At 70.2% G+C, this 21,642-nt stretch carries 20 protein-coding genes; 11 read left to right on the top strand and 9 right to left on the bottom strand.

The window, feature by feature from the left end; genetic code table 11:
* Positions 1-24 precede the first annotated feature (24 nt).
* On the top strand, positions 25-2,034 hold the full coding sequence (locus BLS95_RS23680) for a molybdopterin-containing oxidoreductase family protein (RefSeq protein WP_090934937.1): 2,010 nt from the start codon (positions 25-27) through the stop codon (positions 2,032-2,034).
* Here the strand turns inward: BLS95_RS23680 and BLS95_RS59565 are convergent.
* Entirely contained in the window at positions 2,029-2,952 is a 924-nt protein-coding gene (locus BLS95_RS59565; protein WP_090934934.1) for a GNAT family N-acetyltransferase, read from the bottom strand. The genes BLS95_RS23680 and BLS95_RS59565 overlap by 6 nt on opposite strands.
* 76 nt (positions 2,953-3,028) lie before the next feature.
* Here BLS95_RS59565 and BLS95_RS23670 point away from each other — a divergent pair, with 76 nt between their 5' ends.
* A complete protein-coding gene (locus tag BLS95_RS23670; protein ID WP_176993352.1) occupies positions 3,029-3,478 on the top strand; it encodes a hypothetical protein in 450 nt (149 codons plus the stop codon).
* A gap of 7 nt (positions 3,479-3,485) precedes the next feature.
* Here the strand turns inward: BLS95_RS23670 and BLS95_RS23665 are convergent, their stop codons facing one another.
* Positions 3,486-3,863 (bottom strand): VOC family protein, encoded by a 378-nt coding sequence (locus BLS95_RS23665; protein WP_090935099.1) that lies wholly within the window; start codon positions 3,861-3,863, stop codon positions 3,486-3,488.
* Between the two features lie 53 nt (positions 3,864-3,916).
* Positions 3,917-4,726, bottom strand: coding sequence for a class I SAM-dependent methyltransferase (locus BLS95_RS23660; RefSeq protein WP_245765226.1), 810 nt, complete (start codon positions 4,724-4,726; stop codon positions 3,917-3,919).
* 103 nt (positions 4,727-4,829) lie between these two features.
* Between BLS95_RS23660 and BLS95_RS23655 the strand changes: the two genes are divergently transcribed.
* Both BLS95_RS23655 and BLS95_RS23650 read left to right on the top strand, forming a co-directional pair.
* Positions 4,830-6,635 (top strand): acyl-CoA dehydrogenase, encoded by a 1,806-nt coding sequence (locus BLS95_RS23655; RefSeq protein WP_090934928.1) that lies wholly within the window; start codon positions 4,830-4,832, stop codon positions 6,633-6,635.
* A 107-nt stretch (positions 6,636-6,742) separates the two neighbouring features.
* A complete protein-coding gene (locus BLS95_RS23650) occupies positions 6,743-7,681 on the top strand; it encodes an MBL fold metallo-hydrolase (protein ID WP_090934925.1) in 939 nt (312 codons plus the stop codon).
* Between the two features lie 14 nt (positions 7,682-7,695).
* Here the strand turns inward: BLS95_RS23650 and BLS95_RS23645 are convergent, their stop codons facing one another.
* The 4 genes from BLS95_RS23645 to pdhA form a co-directional block, all read right to left on the bottom strand.
* On the bottom strand, positions 7,696-7,989 hold the full coding sequence (locus BLS95_RS23645) for a Dabb family protein (protein WP_090934922.1): 294 nt from the start codon (positions 7,987-7,989) through the stop codon (positions 7,696-7,698).
* A 132-nt stretch (positions 7,990-8,121) separates the two neighbouring features.
* A complete protein-coding gene (locus tag BLS95_RS23640; RefSeq protein ID WP_090934919.1) occupies positions 8,122-9,510 on the bottom strand; it encodes a dihydrolipoamide acetyltransferase family protein in 1,389 nt (462 codons plus the stop codon).
* A 10-nt stretch (positions 9,511-9,520) separates the two neighbouring features.
* Positions 9,521-10,501, bottom strand: a complete 981-nt coding sequence (locus tag BLS95_RS23635) for an alpha-ketoacid dehydrogenase subunit beta (protein WP_090934913.1) — start codon at positions 10,499-10,501, stop codon at positions 9,521-9,523.
* On the bottom strand, positions 10,498-11,589 hold the full coding sequence (pdhA, locus tag BLS95_RS23630; RefSeq protein ID WP_090934910.1) for a pyruvate dehydrogenase (acetyl-transferring) E1 component subunit alpha: 1,092 nt from the start codon (positions 11,587-11,589) through the stop codon (positions 10,498-10,500). Before pdhA ends, BLS95_RS23635 begins: the two co-directional genes overlap by 4 nt.
* Before the next feature lie 297 nt (positions 11,590-11,886).
* On the opposite strand from pdhA, the gene purS reads away from it, so the two are divergent.
* From purS to BLS95_RS23595, 7 genes are all read left to right on the top strand, one after another.
* Positions 11,887-12,132: a phosphoribosylformylglycinamidine synthase subunit PurS gene (purS, locus tag BLS95_RS23625; RefSeq protein WP_090934907.1), complete on the top strand. Its 246-nt coding sequence runs from the start codon at positions 11,887-11,889 to the stop codon at positions 12,130-12,132.
* Between the two features lie 170 nt (positions 12,133-12,302).
* On the top strand, positions 12,303-12,743 hold the full coding sequence (locus BLS95_RS23620; protein ID WP_245765225.1) for an ATP-binding protein: 441 nt from the start codon (positions 12,303-12,305) through the stop codon (positions 12,741-12,743).
* Positions 12,744-12,908: 165 nt separating this feature from the next.
* Positions 12,909-13,589 (top strand): phosphoribosylformylglycinamidine synthase subunit PurQ, encoded by a 681-nt coding sequence (gene purQ / locus BLS95_RS23615; protein ID WP_090934901.1) that lies wholly within the window; start codon positions 12,909-12,911, stop codon positions 13,587-13,589.
* On the top strand, positions 13,586-15,856 hold the full coding sequence (gene purL / locus BLS95_RS23610) for a phosphoribosylformylglycinamidine synthase subunit PurL (protein WP_090934898.1): 2,271 nt from the start codon (positions 13,586-13,588) through the stop codon (positions 15,854-15,856). Before purQ ends, purL begins: the two co-directional genes overlap by 4 nt.
* A gap of 201 nt (positions 15,857-16,057) precedes the next feature.
* Positions 16,058-18,025, top strand: coding sequence for an adenylate/guanylate cyclase domain-containing protein (locus tag BLS95_RS23605; protein ID WP_245765224.1), 1,968 nt, complete (start codon positions 16,058-16,060; stop codon positions 18,023-18,025).
* A 33-nt stretch (positions 18,026-18,058) separates the two neighbouring features.
* Positions 18,059-18,721: a Crp/Fnr family transcriptional regulator gene (locus tag BLS95_RS23600; protein WP_090934895.1), complete on the top strand. Its 663-nt coding sequence runs from the start codon at positions 18,059-18,061 to the stop codon at positions 18,719-18,721.
* A gap of 54 nt (positions 18,722-18,775) precedes the next feature.
* Positions 18,776-20,260: an MFS transporter gene (locus BLS95_RS23595; protein ID WP_090935093.1), complete on the top strand. Its 1,485-nt coding sequence runs from the start codon at positions 18,776-18,778 to the stop codon at positions 20,258-20,260.
* On the opposite strand, the gene BLS95_RS23590 is transcribed toward BLS95_RS23595, so the two are convergent.
* Positions 20,218-20,967, bottom strand: coding sequence for a methylenetetrahydrofolate reductase (locus BLS95_RS23590; protein ID WP_090935091.1), 750 nt, complete (start codon positions 20,965-20,967; stop codon positions 20,218-20,220). The genes BLS95_RS23595 and BLS95_RS23590 overlap by 43 nt on opposite strands.
* A gap of 10 nt (positions 20,968-20,977) precedes the next feature.
* The gene (locus BLS95_RS23585; RefSeq protein WP_090934892.1) at positions 20,978-21,616 is read right to left on the bottom strand and encodes a TetR/AcrR family transcriptional regulator; all 639 of its coding nucleotides are present in this window, start codon (positions 21,614-21,616) and stop codon (positions 20,978-20,980) included.
* Positions 21,617-21,642 lie beyond the last annotated feature (26 nt).

The raw sequence follows: 21,642 nt of genomic DNA, 5'->3' as shown, positions 1-21,642 counted from the left end.
GGGTGGCAACGTAAGCTGTGTCGCATGTCGGGTGAATTGAGGGTTTTGGGAGCATGTCCGCTTGACTGCCCGGATACCTGCTCCTGGGTGGTCACCGTCGAGAACGGCAAGGCCGTCAAACTGCGCGGCAACCCCGACCAGCCCTACACCAGGGGCGCCCTCTGCGTGAAGGTCAACCGCTACCTGGAGCACACCCGGGCCGACGACCGCATCCTCTATCCGCTGCGCCGTACCGGGCCCAAGGGCTCGGGGCAGTTCGAGCGGATCACCTGGGAGGAGGCGCTCGACGAGATCTCCGTACGGCTGCGCGGCATCGTCGAGGAGCACGGCGGCGAGGCCATCTGGCCCTACCTGGGCACCGGCAGCCTCGGCTACCTACAGGGCTGCGAGGGCGTGGCCGGGCGGCGGTTCTGGAACATGCTGGGCGCCTCCAAACACTGGCTCAACATCTGCTCGGGGGCCGGCAACAGCGGGCTCAAGCGCACCAACGGCACCGCCGGAGGCATGGACCCGGAGAACTTCGCGCTGGCCCGGCTCATCCTGCTCTGGGGCACGAACACGCTGACCAGCGGCCACCACCTGTGGAAGTTCATCCAGGACGCGAGGGCGGACGGCGCGTACGTCGTCGCCATCGACCCGATCCGCACCAGGACGGCCGACCAGGCCGACGAGCACCTGCCGATCAGGCCGGGCACCGACGCGGCGCTCGCGCTCGGGCTGCTCAACGTCGTGCTGTCGGAGAACGCGCAGGACGAGGAGTTCCTGGCCGAGCACACCGAAGGCTGGGCGGACTTCCGCCAGGAGATCCTGGACCATCCGGTGGAGAGAGTGGCCGAGATCACCGGCATTCCCGCCGCCGCCATCCACAGCCTGGGGATACGGCTGGCCCACACCCGCCCGACCGCCATCCGCGCCACCCACGGGCTGCAGCGGCACCAGGGCGGCGGCACGGCGCTGCGCACGATCGCCGCGATCCCCGGCGTCACCGGCGACTGGCGCCACCCGGGCGGCGGCGTCGCCTTCTCCACCAGCGACCACGTGCACCTGAACATCGACCGGCGCGACGACCTGCTGGCCGAGCCGGTCCGCACGCTGGTCATGAGCAAGGTGGCCTCCCAGCTCGACGACGTGAAGTGCCTGTGGGTGTACGCGGCCAACCCGGCCGGCTCCTCCCCCGACGCGAACGCCATCAAGCGCGGGCTCGCCCGCGAGGACCTGTTCACGGTGGTCATGGAGCAGTTCCCGACCGACACCGTGGACTACGCCGACATCGTGCTGCCCGCGACCATGCAGACCGAGCACTACGACCTGCACGCCGGCTACGGCCACCTCTACCTGCTCTGGAACGAGCCCGCCGAGCAGCCGCCCGGCGAGTGTCTGTCCACGACGGAGACGTTCAGGCGGCTGGCGGCGCACATGGGGATGACCGAGCCGTCGCTGTTCGACTCGGATCTGGAGCTGGCCGAGCAGCTGCTGGCGAGCGGGCATCCCTCGCTGGAGGGCATCACCCTGGACAGGATCCGCAAGGAGGGCTGGGTGCGGATGAACTACCCCACGCCCTTCACCCCGTTCGCCACGGGCTTCCCGACCCCCTCGGGCCGGTTGCGCTTCCCGCCCACGGGCAAGGCGTACGTGCCCTCCCACTCGGTCCGTACGGGCGGGAACTCGGCGTACCCGCTGGTCCTGATCACGCCCGCCGCGCACCTGTTCCTCAACACGACCTTCGCCAACAACCCGGAGCTGCGCCGGCGCGCCAAGGACCCGGTGGTGCTGGTCAACCAGGCCGACGCGGCGGCCCGCGGGCTGGTGGACGGCCAGCGGGTCCGCGTGCACAACGACGGCGGCGAGTTCCTGGCCGACGTGGAGATCAGCGATCGGGTGGCGGCCGGGGTGGTGGCCTCGCCGAAGGGCCGCTGGCCGAAGTTCAGCCCCGGCGGCGCCAACCCGAACGCCGTCGTGGCCGAGCGCGACGGCGACATGGGCAAGGGGCCGGGCTTCCACGACAACCTCGTGGAGATCAGCCCAGCTTCATAGGGTCAGCTTGTAGCCCACGTGGGAGGCCGTGAAGCCGAGGTTGTCGTAGAAGCGGTGCGCGTCCGTACGCGTCTTGTCGGAGGTGAGCTGCACGAGCGCGCAGCCGCGCGCCCGGGCCCGGCCGATCGCCCACCGGATCATCTTGCCGCCGAGCCCCTGGCCACGGGTGGAGCCCGAGACGCGGACCGCCTCGATCAGGCACCGCTCGGCGCCGAGGCGCGACAACGAGGACAGGTACGTGAGCTGCATCGTGCCCACCACCTCGCCCTTCTGCTCGACCACGATCAGCTCGTCGTTCGGGTTGGCCGCGATGCGGTCGAACGCCGCCAGGTAGCGCTCGTCCCCCGGATCCCCCTCGCGGCCGGCGCCGAGGTGGTCGTCGGCCAGCAGCGCCACGATGGCGGGCACGTCCTCCCTGCGCGCCGCGCGGAAGGTCAGCGGCAGCACATAGTGGGACTCCATGAGCGCCGGGTTGGACGGCAGGGCCATGACCTTGCCGCTCGGGACGAAGCCCGCGGCGACGTAGAGGGCCCGGGCGGCGTGGTTGCGGTCCACGGCCCAGAGCCCGACCTCCTCGGCGCCGGCCTCCCTGGCCCAGGCCACGGCCTCGGCCAGCAGCCGGGAGCCCAGGCGCGCGCCCCTGGCCTCGGGGGCGACCCACATGGACAGCAGATGGGCCGTGCCCTCCTCCTCCAGCCTCATGCACACCAGGCCGACGTCCACGCCGTCGCTGGAGGCCACCCACCACCGCGAGTCCTGATTTTTCACTCTTTCAGCCCATTCATCAGCCGAAAGCTCGATCTCACGCTCGTACGAGGACCCGAACGAGTCCGGCGAGTCCTGGAGCGCGCGCAGCCGGATCTCCCGCAGCCGCTCCCCTTCGTCCTGGCCAAGGTGCGATATCACGATTTCCTGCATGCCCGAATCATGTCAGGGACAGCTCAGGGTCCGACCCCGATGCCCCTCGGGTGACCCGAAAGGCAGCATGGATGACATGAACGAGATCAGTCGACGCGATGAGATTTCGCTGTCGGGCGCCGCGCTGCGCGGCGCCCCTTGGAAGGCCGCCGCCATCAGCGGTGGCGTCGTGACCGCGGCCAGCGTCGGGATGGGCCTGCTCACGGGCGGCGCCGACGTGGCCTGGGCGCTGGGCCTCGGCATCAGCCTGTTCGCCCTGATCGCGGCGATCGGGGCGGTCGCCAAGCCGCACGAGGGCGACCGGGTGACCCGCCAGGCCCGCCTGTGGTCGTTGCAGCACCCGTGGAAGTTCGCACTCCTGCCCGCGGGCCTCACGGCCGTGCTGGACTACCCGGTGCAGCTCGTGCTCGACGGCGAGGGGGTCTTCGGCTCCGGCGTGCAGGCGCTCTGGCACGGCGCGCTGGTCTATCTGATCGCCGGCATCCTGACCCTCACGATGCAGGGCCGGGGCCGCTCGGCCAGGTGAAGCCGGTTCACATCCCCCGCTCCGCCGGACTCCTGCACACGCAGAACTCGTTGCCCTCGGGGTCCAGCATGACCACCCAGCCGGTGCCGTCGGGCTGCCGCCGGTCGTCATAGACGGTCGCGCCCAGCCCGACCAGCCGCTCGACCTCCTGGTCACGGCTCCGCCCCGCGGTGCCGTTGACGTCGAGGTGTATCCGGTTCTTGACGGACTTGCCCTCGGGCACCCGCAGGAACAGCAGATACGGGTCCCGCTCGGTCCGCAACATGACCTCGTCGTCCCCCGGGCGGTCGCCCTCCCCCAGGGGCAGCCCGGTGGCACGGCTCCACCAGCTCGCGATCTCGTACGGGTCTGTGGCGTCGAAGCTGACGGCATGAATCTCGATCACCAGGCCACCCAACCGGACTCCGCACGTAGCGTCAATCCCGGTGACGCCCCTGCTCACCGGCGCGGCGAATCCCACCAAATGGTGACCCACCGGTCGCGTGGCACCGGCCACATGCCGAGCTCCAGCACCGTCGCCGCCACCTCCTCCGCCCTGGCGGGGTCGAGGCAGACCCGCCGGCACGCGCTGGTGGCCAGCTCCTCCAGGGACGTGAAACGTTCCAGCGGGGCCTCCCGCTCCTCCACCCGTACGGGATAGCCGAGGGCCGCGGCCAGCGCCACGCAGTCCTCGGCGATCGGCCGCACCGGCCGGTCCACCCCGTGGAAGTGCTGCCACAGCGGCGTCATCCAGCTCATCGGATGGCGGTGCGGCAACTCCAGCACCACCCGCCCCTGCGTGCACCTGTCCAGGGCGCGCAGGAAGTCGGCCAGGTCGGGCACGTTGTAGACGACGTGCGCGGAGATCGACACGTCCGCCACCGGCACCCGGTGGGCCACGTCCGGCCAGCGGCCCACGACCGTCGTGACCGGCACCCCGAGCTTGTCCGCCCGCGCCGTCAGACCCTCCAGCATCGAGGCCGAGGTGTCGACCGCGTAGAGGTGTCCGATGCGCTCGTGCAGCGGCAGGGACGCGGCCCCGGGGCCCGAGCCGACGTCGAGCAGGGTGCCCTTGTCCGGCAGGGCCTCGGACAGGCGCGTCATGGTGGGCCCGTCGTCGGGCTCGGCGAGCGCCCTGTCGGTCCGGGTGCCGAATCGCTCCGGCGAGTGGCTCCAGGGGTCGGCGGGAGCCTTGGCCATGATCTTGTCCGGAATGGCCCAGGATTCCAGTCGCTCTCGCCACCTGGCAGCGAGTTCTTCGGCGTCCATGGAGATGAGCATGCCATGCATATCCCGGGTTACCCGCGGGTAGCATTTCAGAGTAAGGTTACTCGCCAGTACAGGAGAACTCGGTTCAAGGAGATCAGCACCCATGGGCCACTACAAGAGCAACGTGCGTGACCTGGAATTCAACCTCTTCGAGGTGTTCGGGAGACGCGAGATCCTCGGCACGGGGCCCTTTGCGGAAGTTGACGAAGAGGTCGCCCGCAGCATCCTCGAAGAGCTGGACAGGTTGGCCACCGGTGTCCTCGCGGACTCCTTCGAGGAGGGCGACCGGCACCCGCCCGTGTTCGACCCTGCGACCGGCACGGTGACCGTTCCCGAAGGCTTCAAGAAGTCCTACAAGGCGCTGGTCGACGGCAGCTGGCCGGACCTCGACCTGCCTGCCCACCTGGGCGGCCCCGGCATCCCGCGGAGCCTGGCCTGGGCCGCGGCGGAGCTGGTGCTCGGCGCGAACCCGGCACTCTACATGTACGCCGCCGGCCCCAAGTTCGCCTACACGCTGTGGCAGGTCGCCACCGAGGAGCAGAAGCGCTTCGCCGAGCTGGCCATCGAGCGTGACTGGGGCGCCACCATGGTGCTGACCGAGCCGGACGCCGGCTCCGACGTGGGCGCCGGGCGGACGAAGGCGGTGCGCCAGCCCGACGGGACCTGGCACATCGAGGGCGTCAAGCGCTTCATCACCAGCGCCGAGCACGACATGGCCGAGAACATCTTCCACCTCGTACTGGCCCGCCCCGAGGGCCACGGGCCGGGCACCAAGGGGCTGTCGATGTTCCTGGTGCCGAAGTTCCACGTGAATCTCGAAACCGGCGAGCTGGGCGAGCGCAACGGCGTCTACGTCACCAACGTCGAGAAGAAGATGGGCCTGAAGGTCTCCACGACCTGCGAGCTCACGTTCGGGGAGAAGCACCCGGCGGTCGGCTGGCTGGTCGGCGACGTGCACGAGGGCATCAAGCAGATGTTCATGATCATCGAGCACGCCCGCATGATGGTCGGCACCAAGGCCATCGCCACCCTGTCCACCGGCTACCTGAACGCCCTGGAATACGCCAGGTCCCGGGTGCAGGGCTCGGACCTGACGAAGATGACCGACAAGACCGCCCCCCGGGTGAGCGTGATCCACCACCCGGACGTGCGGCGCGAGCTGATGCTGCAGAAGGCCTACACCGAGGGCATGCGGGCGCTCGTGCTCTACACGGCCACGTTCCAGGACACCCTGCTCGCCGACCCCGACGACCAGCAGGCCCACGCGATGAACGACCTGCTGCTGCCCGTGGTCAAGGGTGTGGGCTCCGAGCGGTCGTACGAGCTGCTGTCGCGCTCGCTGCAGACCCTCGGCGGCTCGGGTTACCTCCAGGACTACCCGATCGAGCAGTACATCCGCGACGCCAAGATCGACTCCTTGTACGAGGGCACGACCGCGATCCAGGGCCTCGACCTGTTCTTCCGGAAGATCCTGCGTAACCAGGGTGCCGCTCTCGGGTCGCTGCTCAGCGAGATCGTCGAGTTCGCCGGCTCCGAGGCGGGCAACGGCCGGCTCAAGGAGGAGCGCAAGCTGCTCGCCGAGGCCGCCGCCGACATCCAGGTCATGGGCGAGACCATGGCCGGGTGGGCGCTCGGCTCGCTGGAGACGCCGCGGGAGGTCTACAAGGTCGGGCTGAACACCACCAGGTTCCTGCTCGCGCTGGGCGACCTGGTGATCGGCTGGCTGCTGCTGCGCCAGGCCGAGGTGGCCCTGGCCCGGCTGGCCGACGGTGAGGACCCGTTCTACCAGGGCAAGGTCGTCGCCGCCTCGTTCTTCGCCAAGACCGTACTGCCCCGGCTGAGCGCCGAGCGGCGCGTTCTCGCCGGCACCGGCCAGGAGCTTATGGAGCTCCCGGAAGAGGCCTTCTGAGCACTTCCGCCGCCGCCTGCGGAACGCCCGTCCCCATCCCCCCGGGGGCGGGCGTTCTGTCATGGGGGGCACGGCGGGACCTGGTCCGGGGCGGATACCTTCGCCTCATGAGTTCGTCCTCCCATGACCATCCCCTGCCCCCGCCCCGCGTCGAGGAGGTGTCGGACGGCGTCTACGCCTACGTCCAGCCGGACGGGAGCTGGTGGATCAACAACACCGGCTTCCTGGCCGGGCGGCGGGGCGTGATCTGCATCGACGCCTGCTCGACCGAGCGCCGCACCCGGGCCCTGCGCGAGGCCGTCGGCAAGGTCAGCGACCGGCCCATCACCACGCTGGTCAACACCCATCACCACGGGGACCACACGTTCGGCAACTGGCTGTTCCCCGAGGCGACGATCGTCGGGCACGAGGGCGTGCGCGAGCAGATCCTGGCCGACGGCGTGCCCACCTACCGGGGCGCCTGGTCGCCCGAGGTGGAGTGGGGGAAGCTGGAGCTCGCGCCGCCGTTCCTCACCTTCACCGACCGGATCACCGTGCACTCCGACGACCTGCGGTGCGAGGTCAGGCACGTCGGCCACGCCGCCCACACGACCAACGACTCGTACGTGTGGATCCCGGAGCGGCGGCTGCTGTTCACCGGTGACCTGGTCTTCAACGGCGGCACGCCGTTCGTGCTGATGGGCTCGGTGGCCGGGGCCCTCGACGCCATCGCGCGGCTCAGGGAGCTGGGTGCGGAGACGGTCGTGCCGGGGCACGGGGAGATCTGCGGGCCCGAGGCGTACGACCCCGTGGAGGGCTATCTGCGCTTCGTGCAGGAGACCGCCCGGCGGGGCCGGGAGGCCGGGCTGTCACCGCTGGAGGCGGCCAGGGAGACCGACCTCGGCGAGTGGGCCGGGCTGCTGGACTCCGAGCGCATCGTGGGCAACCTGCACCGCGCGTACGCCGAGCTCGACGGGCAGCCCCTCGGCGCCCCGATCGACCTGGTCGCTGCCGTGCTGGACATGGTCACCTACAACGGCGGCCGGCCCCTGTCGTGCCTCGCCTGACGGCCGAGCTCTGACTAGACCTTGAGCTGGGCCGCGGCCCGGGCCGCGAGGATGGGCCTGATGTGCTCCGCGATCACCGCCTGGTGCCGCGGGTGGTCGCGGTAGGCCAGGTAGCCCTCGACGTCGTCGAAGTCGGCCACCAGCGCGAAGTCGTGGTTGCCCTGGTTGATCCCGGCGTCGCCGCCCAGCGTGAGGGCGCGGATCTGCGGGATGACGCCCGGCAGTTTGCCCAGCTCGGCGGCCACCGCCTCCTTCTGCTCGGCGGTGGCGTCCTCGGTCCAGGTGAACATCACGATGTGACGGATCATGCGTCAACCATATCGATGTATCAGATCCGGCTGCCGCCGACTCATACGTGGCGGGTGCGGGTGTCCGCGGCCGTACGGCGGTCGCCGGGGGAGGGGTCCTCCCGGCGGCCGCCGTATCTCATCCGGCGCCGGTCAGCTCCAGGCGAGCATGCGGAGGGGGTCCTCCAGCATGGCGCCCACGTCGCGCAGGAACAGCGAGCCGAGCTCGCCGTCGATGATCCGGTGGTCGAAGGAGAGGGCCAGGGTCGTGACCTTGCGTACGGCCAGCTCGCCGTCCACCACCCAGGGCATGTCCCTGATCTGGCCGAAGGCGAGGATGGCGGCCTCGCCCGGGTTGAGGATCGGGGTGCCGGCGTCCACGCCGAACACGCCCACGTTGGTGATCGTGATGGTGCCGCCCGCCATCTCCGCCGGCTGGGTACGGCCCGACCTGGCCGTCTCCGTGAGCTTGGCCAGCTCCTCGGCCAGGGCCGGGAGGGAGAGGGCATGGGCGTCCTTGATGTTGGGCACCACCAGGCCGCGCGGGGTGGCGGCGGCTATCCCCAGGTTCACGTAGTGCTTGACCACGATCTCCTGGGCCGCCTCGTCCCACGCGGAGTTGACCATGGGATGCCTTCTGGCCGCCGTGAGCACCGCCTTGGCCACCAGGAGCAGCGGGGAGACCTTGACCTCCGCGAAGTCCTGGAGGGTACGCAGGCGGCGCACGGCCTCCATCGTCCCGGTCACGTCCACCTGGAGGAACTCGGTGACGTGCGGGGCGGTGAAGGCGCTGGCCACCATGGCCTGGGCGGTCATCTTGCGGACGCCCTTGACGGGGATGCGCTCCTCCCGCCCCGGCGCCTGGGGAACCGGCCGCGCGGCCGGCCGCTGGGCGGTCTCCGCCGCGGCGTGCACGTCCTCGCGGGTGATGGAACCCTGCGGGCCGGTGCCCTGGACACCCGCGAGGTCCACGCCCAGGTCCTTGGCCAGCTTGCGGACCGGGGGCTTGGCCAGCACGGCCGGCCGCGCCCCGGCCGCCCCGGCGGGCGGGGCAGCGGGCGGGGCGGGCTCGGGGGCGGGCGTGACGCCGGTCGGTGCGGGGGTGACGTCGGACGGCGGCTTCTTGCGGGCGCGGCGTTTGGTGGCGCCGGTCTTGACGCCGTAGCCGACGAGGACCGACTGGCGCTCCTCCTTCGGGGCCGGGCCGCCGTGGGCCCCCGGCTCGACGGCGCCCTCCGCCGGCGGCTTGGGGACCATGTCGTCGGCCAGCGCCTGTGTGCGCTCGTCAGGGGCCGCCCCGGGCTCCGTCGTGTCCACGGTGATGATGGGCACGCCCACGTCCACCGTCTGGCCCTCGTCGGCCAGCAGGGCCGCCACCACCCCGTCCCACGGGATCGGCAGCTCGACGATGGACTTGGCCGTCTCGATCTCCACGACGATCTGGTTGACCTTGACGTCGTCGCCCGGCTTGACGTGCCAGCGGACGATCTCCGCCTCCGTCAGCCCTTCTCCGACGTCGGGGAGTTTGAACTCGCGTCGCATGAATGCCCTCTCAGTACCCGAACGTCCGGTCCACGGCGTCGAGCACTCTGTCCAGGTCGGGCAGGTAGTGCTCCTCCAGCTTCGACGGCGGGTAGGGGGTGGAGAAGCCGCCCACCCGCAGCACGGGCGACTCCAGGTGGTAGAAGCACTGCTCGGTGATCCGGGCGGCCAGCTCCGCGCCGAAGCCGCTGTTGACAGGGGCCTCGTGCACGACCACCACCCGGCCCGTACGGCGTACGGACTCCATGACCAGCGGCTCGTCCAGCGGGTTGAGCGAGCGCAGGTCGATCACCTCCAGGGAGCGTCCGTCCTCCTCGGCGGCCGTGGCCGCCTCCAGGCAGGTCTTGACCATCGGCCCGTAGGCCAGCAGCGTCACGTCCGTGCCCGGGCGCACCACCTTGGCCGCGTGGAGCGGCGTCCACCAGTCGGTGGAGGCGGTGTCGATGTCGGCCTTCTCCCAGTAACGGCGCTTGGGCTCGAAGAACACCACCGGGTCGTCGCTGCGGATGGCCTGCTGGATCATGGTGTAGGCGTCGGCCGGGTTGGAACAGGCCACGACGCGCAGGCCGGCCGTGTGGGTGAAATACGCCTCCGGCGACTCGCTGTGGTGCTCGACCGCGCCGATGCCGCCGCCGCAGGGGATGCGTACGACGACCGGCAGCTTGATCGCGCCCAGCGAGCGCATCGGCATCTTGGCGAGCTGCGTGATGATCTGGTCGGCGGCCGGGAAGACGAACCCGTCGAACTGGATCTCGCACACCGGCCGGTAGCCGCGCAGCGCCAGGCCGATCGCGGTGCCGATGATGCCCGACTCGGCCAGCGGGGTGTCGATGACGCGGTCCTCGCCGAAGTCCTTCTGCAGCCCGTCCGTGACCCGGAAGACGCCGCCCAGCTTGCCGACGTCCTCGCCCATGATGAGGACCTTGGGGTCGTCCTCCATGGCCTTGCGCATGCCTTCGTTGAGCGCTTTGGAAAGGCTCAGGACCGTCATTTCTCGAACCCCTCCAGATAGCCGGCGAACTGGGCGCGCTCCTGCTCCACCAGGGCGTGGGGCTCGCTGTAGACGTGGTCGAAGATGTCCAGCGGCTCGGGGTCCGGCATGGCCAGGCACCGCCGGCGCAGGTCGGCGCCGAGCTGGTCGGCCTCGCCGTCCACGGAGTCGAAGAACGCCTGGTCGGCCTGCTCGTTCTTGAACAGGTAGGACTTGACCCGCTCGATCGGGTCCTTGAGCTTCCACGCCTCCAGCTCGCTGGCGACCCGGTAGCGGGTCGGGTCGTCGGTGGTGGTGTGGGCGCCCATCCGGTAGGTGAAGGCCTCGATGAGCGTCGGGCCCTGGCCCGTACGGGCGGCGTCGAGTGCCTTGCGCGTCACGGCCAGGCAGGCGAACACGTCATTTCCATCCACTCTGATCCCGGGGAAGCCGAAGCCGGAGGCCCGGCGGTACAGCGGGATGCGGGTCTGTTTCTCCAGCGGCTCGGAGATGGCCCACTGGTTGTTCTGGCAGAAGAAGACGATCGGCGCGTTGAACACGCTGGCCCAGATGAACGACTCGTTGACGTCGCCCTGGGAGGTGGCCCCGTCACCGAAGTAGACGATGGTGGCGGCGCTCGCGTCGTCGCGCTGGATGCCCATCGCATAGCCGACCGCGTGCAGCGTCTGGCTGCCGATCACGATCGTGTACAGGTGGAAGTTGTGCTCCTTGGGGTCCCACCCGCCGTGGTTGACCCCCCTGAACAGCCCCAGCAGCTTGACCGGGTCCACACCGCGGCACCAGGCCACGCCGTGCTCGCGATAGGTGGGGAAGGCCATGTCGGTGTCGGTCAGCGCGCGGCCTGAGCCGATCTGCGCGGCCTCCTGACCCAGCAGCGAGGCCCAGATGCCGAGCTCGCCCTGCCGCTGCAGGGCCACGGCCTCCAGGTCGACGCGCCGGACGAGCACCAGGTCGCGATAGAGCGATCGGATCTCCTCCGGGGTCAGGTCGATGTCGTAGTCGGGATGCTCGACCCGCTCCCCCTCCGGGGTGAGCAACTGGACGAGCTCCGGGGGTGCGTCTGCACCGCGAGAGGCGTCGGTGGTCATGCGGCCCCCTTCGTCGCCGGCCCCATGACGAAAGTGCTGTGCTCCTTGATGACCTCGACTGGCTCGGTCATTGCCACTCCTGTGCGATCAGGGCCGGTGCCGATGGGGTTGCCACTCGGGGCCAGCCTTTCGAGCGCCGAACCACTTGGTGATAGTTCGCACGCGTTTGGGGCCATCGTGGCAGACGTCATGGCCCTGCGCGCAAGCCCCATGTTCTCCCCGTTCCCGTTGCATCGGCAGCCACACCACGCCGGTAGGCTGTCCTTCCCAATCACCGCCGCTCCCAGGAGGAACGCAGTGGCGCGCGTCATCGTAGACGTCATGCTGAAGCCCGAGATCCTCGACCCGCAGGGCCGGGCGATCGCCAGGGCCCTGCCCAGGCTGGGTTTCTCCGGTGTCTCGGCCGTCCGGCAGGGCAAGCGCTTCGAGGTCGAGCTGGAAGGCCCGGCCGACGAGGCGGCACTCGGCGAAGTGCGGAAGATGGCCGAGACTCTGCTCGCCAACACCGTGATCGAGGACTACACCGTCCGGGTTGAGGGGTAGAAGCACAATTGATCCACTGACTTACCCTCAGAGGCTTAAAGTGGGGGTTCCGACGTGCCACAATGCCACGGGCGTGCCAACACTAAATAACAACAGCGTGATTTTGCGGTTAGCCCCGATTTCTCAGGGAAACCTACTCCAGGTAACATTCTGGCGCCCGGAGGAGTCCGGTGGATATTGAGTTCTCGTTGGCACTGCCTCGGGATGCGATCGGCATACCGATGGTCAGGCGAGTGCTTGGCGACGCCATGCGTTCACTCAACGTGAGCGAGACGTGCATCGCCGACATGTTGCTGGCCGTCTCTGAGGCGTGCTCCAATGCGGTCCGGCACGGAGGGCCCGCCAACCGCTACGAAGTGACGGCTGCGATCGGCTCCGGCCGCTGCGACGTGCGCGTCGCGGACAACGGCGACGGCATGCCCTCGATGCCGCTGCGCTTTCCCCCTCCAGACACCGAGAACGGCCGCGGCCTGCTGATCATGCGCTCCGTGGTCGACGAGATTCATTTCGGCATCACTCCCGGTCGCGGTGGCACCACCGTTCACCTGAGCAAGCAGCTCGACTGGGACGACGACGCGCGGGCCCGTCCACGCGCGCTGGCCGCGGTGTGACCCGGCCCGCCTGACCTGCTCGCCTGACCTGGCCCTTCCATGACAGCCCGACGGTTGCGGAGCATCCGGCGGCACCCGATAACCTGAGTACACCGCCGCCAACCACTGTCGACCCCGAAGTGACGGTGGCGCGTGCGTGCGCATTCCTCGAAGGGGACGACTGTCATGAGCGCTGCCCGTGTGGGCGTAGTCACGTTTCCAGGAACTCTCGACGACCAGGACGCCGCCAGAGCCGTGCGGCTCGTGGGCGCGGAGGCGGTCCCGCTGTGGCACGCCGACCACGACCTCAGGGGAGTCGACGCCGTGTTCCTGCCGGGCGGCTTCTCCTACGGCGACTACCTGCGCTGCGGGGCCATCTCGCGGTTCGCGCCGCTCATGGAGGAGCTCGTCCCGGCCGCCAGGGCCGGGCTGCCCGTGCTGGGCACGTGCAACGGGTTCCAGATCCTGTGCGAGGCGCACCTGCTGCCCGGCGCGCTGACCCGCAACGGGTCCCTCCACTACGTGTGCCGGGACCAGCGGGTCAGGATCGAGCAGCCCGCGACCGCGTGGACCAACTCCTTCGACCAGGACCAGGAGATCGTGCTGCCGATCAAGCACGGTGAGGGCCGCTACGTGGCCTCCGACGACACGCTGGCCGCGCTCGAAGCGGGCGGCCACGTGGTCGTCCGCTATCTCGGCAACCCCAACGGCTCGCTCAACGACATCGCGGGCATCCGCAACGAGGCGGGCAACGTGGTCGGCCTCATGCCGCACCCCGAGCACGCGGTCGAGGAGCTCGTCGGCGCCCCGAGCACCGACGGTCTCGGCTTCTTCACGTCCATCCTGAAGAACCTGGTGAACGCATGAGCGAGCGGACCGGCAACACCGTGGACAGTGTGCGGCGGGCGGCCGGGTCGCCGGACGAGCAGATGCCGTTCGCCGAGCTGGGCATGAAGCGGGACGAGTACGACCGGGTCAAGGAGATCCTGGGCCGCCGTCCCACCGGCTCCGAGCTGGCCATCTACAGCGTCATGTGGTCCGAGCACTGCTCGTACAAGTCGTCCAAGGTGCACCTGCGGCAGTTCGCCACCAAGGCCCCCAAGTCCGACGCGCTGCTCGTGGGCATGGGCGAGAACGCCGGGGTGGTGGACATCGGCGACGGCTGGGCGGCCACGTTCAAGATCGAGTCGCACAACCACCCGTCCTACGTCGAGCCGCACCAGGGCGCGGCCACCGGCGTCGGCGGGATCGTGCGCGACATCATGTCGATGGGCGCGCGCCCGGTGGCCGTCATGGACGCGCTGCGCTTCGGCGCCGCCGACGCCCCGGACACCCGCCGGGTCCTGCCGGGCGTGGTCGAGGGCATCGGCAGCTACGGAAACTGCCTGGGCCTGCCCAACATCGGCGGCGAGGTCGTCTTCGACCCCTGCTACATCGGCAACCCCCTGGTCAACGCCCTGTGCGTGGGCCTGCTCCGCAAGGACCAGATCAAGCTGGCCACCGCCCCCGGGCCGGGCAACAAGGTGGTGCTGTTCGGCGCCTCCACCGGTCCCGACGGCATCGGCGGGGCGAGCGTCCTGGCCTCGGCGACCTTCGAGGACGAGTCCGCGGCCAAGCGGCCCGCCGTCCAGGTCGGCGACCCGTTCATGGAGAAGCTGCTCATCGAGTGCTGCCTGGAGCTCTACGCCGCCGACGTGGTCGTGGGCATCCAGGACCTCGGCGCGGCCGGCGTCTCCTGCGCCACGACCGAGCTGGCCGCCAAGGGCACCGGCGGCATGCACGTCGACCTCAACCTCGTCCCGCTCCGCGATCCCTCGCTCAGGCCCGAGGAGATCCTCATGAGCGAGTCGCAGGAGCGCATGATGGCCGTGGTGCGGCCGGACGACATCCCCGCGTTCATGACGATCTGCGAGAAGTGGGACGTGCCCGCCACCGTCATCGGCGAGGTGACCGACACCGGCCGCCTGGTCATGACGTGGGACGGCGAGGTCATCGTGGACATCCCGCCGGGCACCGCGGCCGACGACGGGCCCGTCTACGAGCGCCCGTACCACGAGCCGGTCGGCCAGGCCGCGCTCAACGCCGACACCCCCGACCGGCTGGAGCGGCCGGCGGACCTGCGCGAGACCCTGCTCCGGCTGCTCGGCTCGGCCAACCTGGCCTCCAAGGAGTGGGTGACCTCCCAGTACGACCGCTACGTGCGCTCCAACACCGTGCTGGCCCAGCCGGCCGACGCCGGAATGCTGCGGGTCTCCGAGGTGATGGCGGGCGCGGAGCCCACGACGCGCGGGCTGGCGCTGGCCACCGACGGCAACGGGCGTTACGCCAAGCTCGACCCTTACGCGGGGGCGCAGCTCGCGCTGGCGGAGGCCTACCGCAACGTGGCCGTCACCGGCGCCAAGCCGCTGGCCGTCACCAACTGCCTCAACTTCGGCTCCCCGGAGGACCCGGAGGTCATGTGGCAGTTCGCCGAGGCCACGCGCGGGCTCGCGGACGCCTGCCGGGCCCTGGGCGTGCCGGTGACCGGCGGCAACGTCTCCTTCTACAACCAGACCGGGGCGACCGCCATCCACCCCACGCCGGTCGTCGGCGTGCTCGGCGTCATCGACGATGTGGCCAGGCGGGTGCCCACCGGGTTCGTGGCCGAGGGGCTGCGGGTGGTGCTGCTCGGTGACACGCACGAGGAGTTCGGCGGCTCGGAGTGGGCCCACGTGGACCACCGCCACCTCGGCGGGCTGCCGCCGCAGGCCGACCTGGACGCCGAGCAGGCGCTGGCGACCGTGCTGGTGGAGGCCGCCCGGCGGGGGCTGCTGGAGGGCTCGCACGACCTGTCGGACGGCGGGCTGGCCATCGCCCTCGCCGAGTCCTGCCTGGCGCGCGGCGTCGGCGCCACGGTGACCCTCAACGGCGACGCCTTCACCGACCTGTTCAGCGAGTCGGCCGCGCGGGCGCTGGTCGTGGTGCGGCCGGAGGCCTACACCGAGTTCGCGTCGCTGTGCGGGCGCCACGACGTGCCGTGCTACGGCCTCGGCGTCACCGGCGGGACCTCGCTGGTGGTCGAGGACGTCTTCGAGGTCCCCGTGGCGGAGCTGCGGGAGACGCACGCGGCCACCCTGCCCGCGCTGTTCGGCTAGGGTGCCCTGAGTTCGGATGAGGTTCGTTCAGGGGCCGGCACGAGTTCTCGTGCCGGCCCTTTTTGCGTGCCGCCGTCAGCCGAATATTTGGTGATCTGGATGAGTAAAACGACGCATTGGTGATGGCGATCGCAAGTGGATAATCGGTCTGTGTCAACCCCTGCCCCATATCTTCCTCCGGCGACTCAGCCCGTACGCGGCGTGGTCTGGGCCATTCATCTGGTCCTGCCGCTGCTCGGGCTCTGGCTGCTGCTGGCCCAGCCGGACATCAACCTCGTCTGGCAGCACAACGTCGGCCACTTCGCGATGATCATCACGGTGGCCGGGATCAACGTGGTGCTCGGCCTGCTGATCAGCGAGGCGTCGCGACGGCGCCAGGACGCGCGATTGTTCCTCGTGTCCATGGTCTTCCTGAGCAGCGCGGGATTCTTCTTCCTGCACGGACTGGCCACCCCGCAGATCATCCTGCCGACCGGGTCGCTCGGCTTCGACCTGGGCCAGCAGGTGGGGCTCACGATCGCGAGCGTGTTCGCGCTCACCTCCGCGCTGCCGCTGGGCGAGCGCGCGGCCGCGACCGTCCTTGCGTCCCAGTACGTCGTCCGCTCGGCGCTCCTCGGCTTCATGCTGATCTGGGGCGTCGCGTCGCTGGTCCCCGGCCTGACCCCGCTCAGTGAGCCGCCGATGATCTCGCCGGTCGACTGGCTGGTCATCGCCTCCATCCCCGGCCTGGTGCTGTACGGGGTGGGCAGCGTGATGATGTTCCGGCTGCACAAGCGCCGGCCCTCGGCCATGCTGATCAGCCTGATCACCGCCTACGCCCTGCTGGCCGAGGCCATGATCGCCGGAATGTCCCAGCTCAACTGGCACCTGTCCTGGTGGGAGTGGCACCTGCTGCTCACCCTGGCCTTCGTGTTCGTGGCCTACAGCGCCTACCTGCAGTTCCGGCGGGAGGGGTCGAGCGCGGGTCTGTTCGACTCGGTGGCGCTGTCGGCGACCGTGGCGAGGATCCAGCAGGACTACGACCGGGCGCTGGAGGAGGTCGTCGAGCACGTACGGCGGGGCGAGCCGCTGGCCGCGACCCGGCTGTCGGGCAAGTTCCGGCTCAACGAGGGCCAGGCGGCGGTGCTCGACCGGGCGGGCGAGGCACTGGCCAACGAGCGGGAGCTGTCGCAGCGGCTGTCCGCCTTGGTGGCGGTGAGCGCCCAGACCCGGATCGGGCTGCCCGAGGACGAGCTGCTGACCAGCTCGCTCGAACGGGTCCGGCAGGCCTACGGCGACGTCAAGATCGCCCTGGTGGCCGAGGGCAGGACGCAAATCGGCTCGCGCGACTACCAGTTCGCCGACAACAACCCGGTCAAGCGCGACAACCTGCTCGCCTTCCCGCTGACCGTCAAGGGCAAGCTCGCGGGCGTGCTGGAGGTGCCCGTCGGCCACACCCGGCAGGACGAGGCGCTGGCCGCGACGCTGGCCGGGCAGCTGTCCATCTCGCTGGAGAACGCCCGCCTCTACCAGGAGCTCCACACGCTGTTCCACCAGTACATGTCGCCCGACGTGGCGCACGCCCTGCTGGCAGACCCCGGGCAGGCGGCGCTGGGCGGCGAGCTGAAGGAGCTGACCGCGCTCTTCGCCGACCTCAAGGGCTTCACGACGTTCTCGGAGCAGGTCACGCCCGGCGAGATCGTCGAGATGCTCAACCGCTATCACACGGCCGCCGTCCCCTGCATCCTGGAGAACGGCGGCACGATCGTCCAGTTCGTCGGCGACGCGCTGCTGGCCCTGTTCAACGCCCCCGCCAGGCAGGACGGGCACGCGCGGGCCGCCTGCAGGGCCGCGCTCGCCATGCAGCGGGCCGCCGCCGAGGTGGCCGAGGAGATGGCCTGGAAGCGGGTGGACCAGGTCCAGTGGCCGACGTTCCGGGTGGGCATCAACACCGGCCCCGCGCTGGTCGGCAACATCGGCAGCCCGGAGCTGCGCGGCTTCAACGCGATGGGCGACTGCGTGAACGTGGCCGCCAGGCTGGAGGGCATCGCCGTGCCGGGCACGGTGGTCATCGGCGAGACGACGTACCGGCAACTGGGCCCCGGCGCGAAGGTCGAACCCCTGGGCCCGCTCAGCCTCAAAGGTAAAGAAGAGCTTGTCGCGGCCTATGTTTTGACAGACTTGCCATAGAAGGTCGGTGCATGTACCGACATAATCAGGCGCATGGATGTTGAGCCCGGCGAGTTCCTGACCATGCTCACGAAAGAGGAGGTCGAGGCCCTGCGCGGGGCCGGGCGACCCCGGAGGTGGGATCGTGGCACGGTCGTGATGACCGAGGGCGACACGTCCGACTGGGTGCTCGTGCTGACAGAGGGCCGGGTCAAGGTCTCCTCGCACACGAGCAGCGGCACCGAGGTGGTGCTGGCCGTACGCGGGGCAGGCGGGCTGCTCGGCGAGTTCTCCGCCATCGACGGCTCTCCCCGCTCGGCCACGGTGACCGCCCTGGAGCCGATCTCGGGCATCGTCGTACGCGACTTCCCCGCCTTCCTGGAGCGCCATGGGAGAGTCGCCGTCCTGCTGATGAAGCTGATCACCGGAAAGGTCCGCGACGCCGACCGCAAGCGGATCGAGTACGGCGCCTTCGACACCACGGGCCGGGTGGCCACGCGCCTGCTGGAGCTGGCCGACCGCTACGGGGAGATGACCAACAGCGGGGTACGGGTGGCTCTGCCGCTGTCACAGGACGAGCTGGCGGGCTGGACGGGCTCCTCCCGCGAGGCCGTGAGCAAGGCGCTGCGGACGTTGCGCGACCGCGGGCTGATCGAGACCGGCCGGCGGCGCGTGGTGATCCACGACATCGAGGGGTTGCGCAAGCGCGCCAGGTGACTGCCGGGCCCCCGGGGATAAATCGGACGTACGTCGTACGTCATAGTGGAGGGCATGGTCGCGGTCACCCCCCAGGACGACAGCCGACTGCGTTACGCCTGGCGTGTGTGCTGGGTCACCAGTTTGGGGCTCGTCCTCATCGGCATCGCCGGCAGCACGCTGAACGTCGCCCTGCCCACCGTGGTCCGGCAGTTCCACGCCGGCCCGATGGAGTCGGGCTGGATCCTGCTGTCGTTCCTGCTGGTCAACACGGCGAGCCTGGTGCTCTTCGGCCGGGTGGCCGACCTGCTGGGCAGGCGCGAGGTGTATCTGGCGGGGTTCGCGCTGTTCACCGTGGCCTCGCTGCTGGCCGGGCTGTCGCCGTCGGTGTGGTTCCTGATCGCGATGCGGGTGCTGCAGGCGGTCGGCGCGGCGATGATCCTCGCGAACGGCACGGTGATCATCACCGACGCGTTCCCGCCGGACCGGCTCAGCCAGGGCATGGGCGTCTACATCGGCACCCTGTCGGTGGCGCAACTGGCCGGGCCCACGCTCGGCGGCCTGATCGCCGAGGCCGCCGGCTGGCAGTGGATCTTCTGGGTGAACGTGCCCGCCGGGCTGATCGCGTTCGGCGTGGGGGCGGCGATCTTACGCAGGATGCCCAGGCGGCCGCGGGAGCCGGTGGACGCGCTCGGGAACGTGCTGCTGTTCGCCGCTCTGTCGGCGGCGCTGCTGGCGCTGTCGGAGGCGGGCTCCAGCGGGTTGTCCAGTCCGGTGGTCCTGGCGGGGGCGGCCGTGTTCGTGGCGCTGGTGCCGCTGATCGTCCTGGCCGCGCGGCGTTCGCCCAATCCGGTGCTGGACCTGCGGCTGTTCGGGGGGCGGCTGCTCGCCTGCGCGAACCTGGCCTCGTTCTGCAACGCGCTGGCACGTTCCGCGCTGATCCTGGTGGTGGCGCTCTACTTCCAGGCGGCCAGGGGGCTCGGGCCGTTCGAGGCCGGGCTGAGCGTGCTGCCGGTGCCCGTCGGGATCGGGCTGGCCTCGCCGATCACGGGCCTGCTGGGGCGGCGGGTGTCGCCGTACGGGCTGTCCATCGCGGGGGCGGCGATGAGCGCGGCGGGGCTGGGCGTGCTCATGCTGACGGCCGATCCGGCGGTGCCGTACTGGGTGACCGGGATCGGGCTGTTCGTGGCGGGCTGCGGCAGCGGGACGTTCCTGACGGGCAACACCACGCAGGTCATGCGGGCGCTGCCGAGCGGGAGCCTGGGGGTGGTCAACGGGTTCCGGGTCATGATCATGAACGTCGGCATCGTGATCAGCGTCGGCCTGTCCCTCAGCGTGCTGACCGCCTCCGTCGGTCCCGCGCTGCGGGCCCAGGTCTACGCGGGCACCCTGTCCAGGCTGTCGCCGGTGGCCGTGGGACAGCTCATGGAGGGGTTCCAGCGGACGTACGCGGTGCTGTTCGCGGTGGCTGTCGCCGGGGCCCTGCTGGCGGCACTGGCCCGGGCCCCGGGGAGGTCTCATAGGAGAGCGGTGGCCAGCCTCGACTCGACGTCGCGGTAGCGGGAGACCGGGATGAGGTGGACGCCGGCGAAGGCGCCCGAGTCGCGCAGGGCGAGCACCTGCTCGCAGGCCGCCTCCACCCCCGCCATCCGGTCCGCGGCGACCTTCTCGATCAGCTCCTCGGGCAGGGCGATGTCCGGGATCGCGGCGGCCAGCATGCGGGCGTGGCGCTCGCTGGCCAGCACCATGACGCCGGCGTAGACGGGCACGTCCACCGGGTTGGCCTCGCGCCACCGGAGCTGCGCCTCCACCGAGAAGCTGACCTGGGCGAACAGGAAGTCGGCCGCGCGCTTCCACGCGGGCAGCGGGCGCAGCCCCGCGGCGGCCCCGAGGCGGAAGTCCGGCGAGAACTTCCGCGCCTCCTCGATCATCGAGCGCACGGTCAGATCGCTCGTACGGTTGCCGCTCGTCGGCTTGTCACCGTAGACGAACAGGAACTGGTCCACCCCGTACGCCGCCGCCGTCAGCAGGTCGCGGCGGAAGCCGAGCAGGTTGCGGTCACGGGAGTTGAGACAGGCGATGCCGCGCCCGCCCATCGACTCGACCTCGTGCGCCACGGCCACGCTGGACACGGTCGCGCGGCCGATGTGGTTGTCGGGGATGAGGAACGAGTGAGCGATCTTGCTCATGGTGCCGATCTGGTGCCTGACGTGCTTCAGATCGGGCTTGGTGGGCGGTTCGATCTCGCAGATCAGCTCAAAGGACATGGTCCGCACCTTAACGCCTGGCCGCCAGCGCCTCTACGCCGCAGAGCACCAGATCGACGCCGAAGGTGTCGTAGAGTCCGGGCGGCGTCCCGCAGATCAGCGGGCCGGCCAGCTCGACCAGGTTCGGGTAGGTCTCGGGGGCCAGCGCCTGCAGGCCGGCCTTCTTGGTCCGGATCTCGGCCGGGTCGTGGGTGCCGGTCCGCGCAGGGGCGTCGGCGATGGCGATGGCGCTCTGCAGCAGATATTTGCTCAGCAGGCAGCTCTCGTCCTTGCTGAACCCGGCGGCGCGGGCCAGGCCGAGCGCCTGCTCCCAGACGGCCAGGAAGTTGGGCACCTCCACCGGGTCGACCTGCTCGAACACGTGCTTCGCGCAGGGATGAGTGCGCAGCGTCCTGATCAGGCCCTCCAGGAGGTGGCGCAGCTGCGCCTGCCAGGGGCGCTCGTCGGCCGGCTTGGGCGTGAAGCCGCTGATCAGGTGGTCGGCCATGCCGACGAGCAGCTGGTCCTTGTTCTTGTAGTGCCAGTAGAGGGCCATCGGGGTGACACCGAGGTCCGTGGCCAGGCGGCGGATGGTCACGGCGTCGAGGCCCTCGGTGTCGCCGACCTCCAGGGCACGCTCCGCGATGGCCAGCGCGGTCAGTTTTCCCATCACGGTTGACAACTATACGACGTACA

Origin of the sequence: Nonomuraea jiangxiensis, from assembly GCF_900099965.1 — a bacterium.
In the GTDB taxonomy this organism is placed as follows: Bacteria; Actinomycetota; Actinomycetes; order Streptosporangiales; family Streptosporangiaceae; genus Nonomuraea; species Nonomuraea jiangxiensis.
The sequence above is the reverse complement of the archived record's forward strand: the minus strand, read 5'-3'. Positions and strand labels throughout refer to the sequence as shown.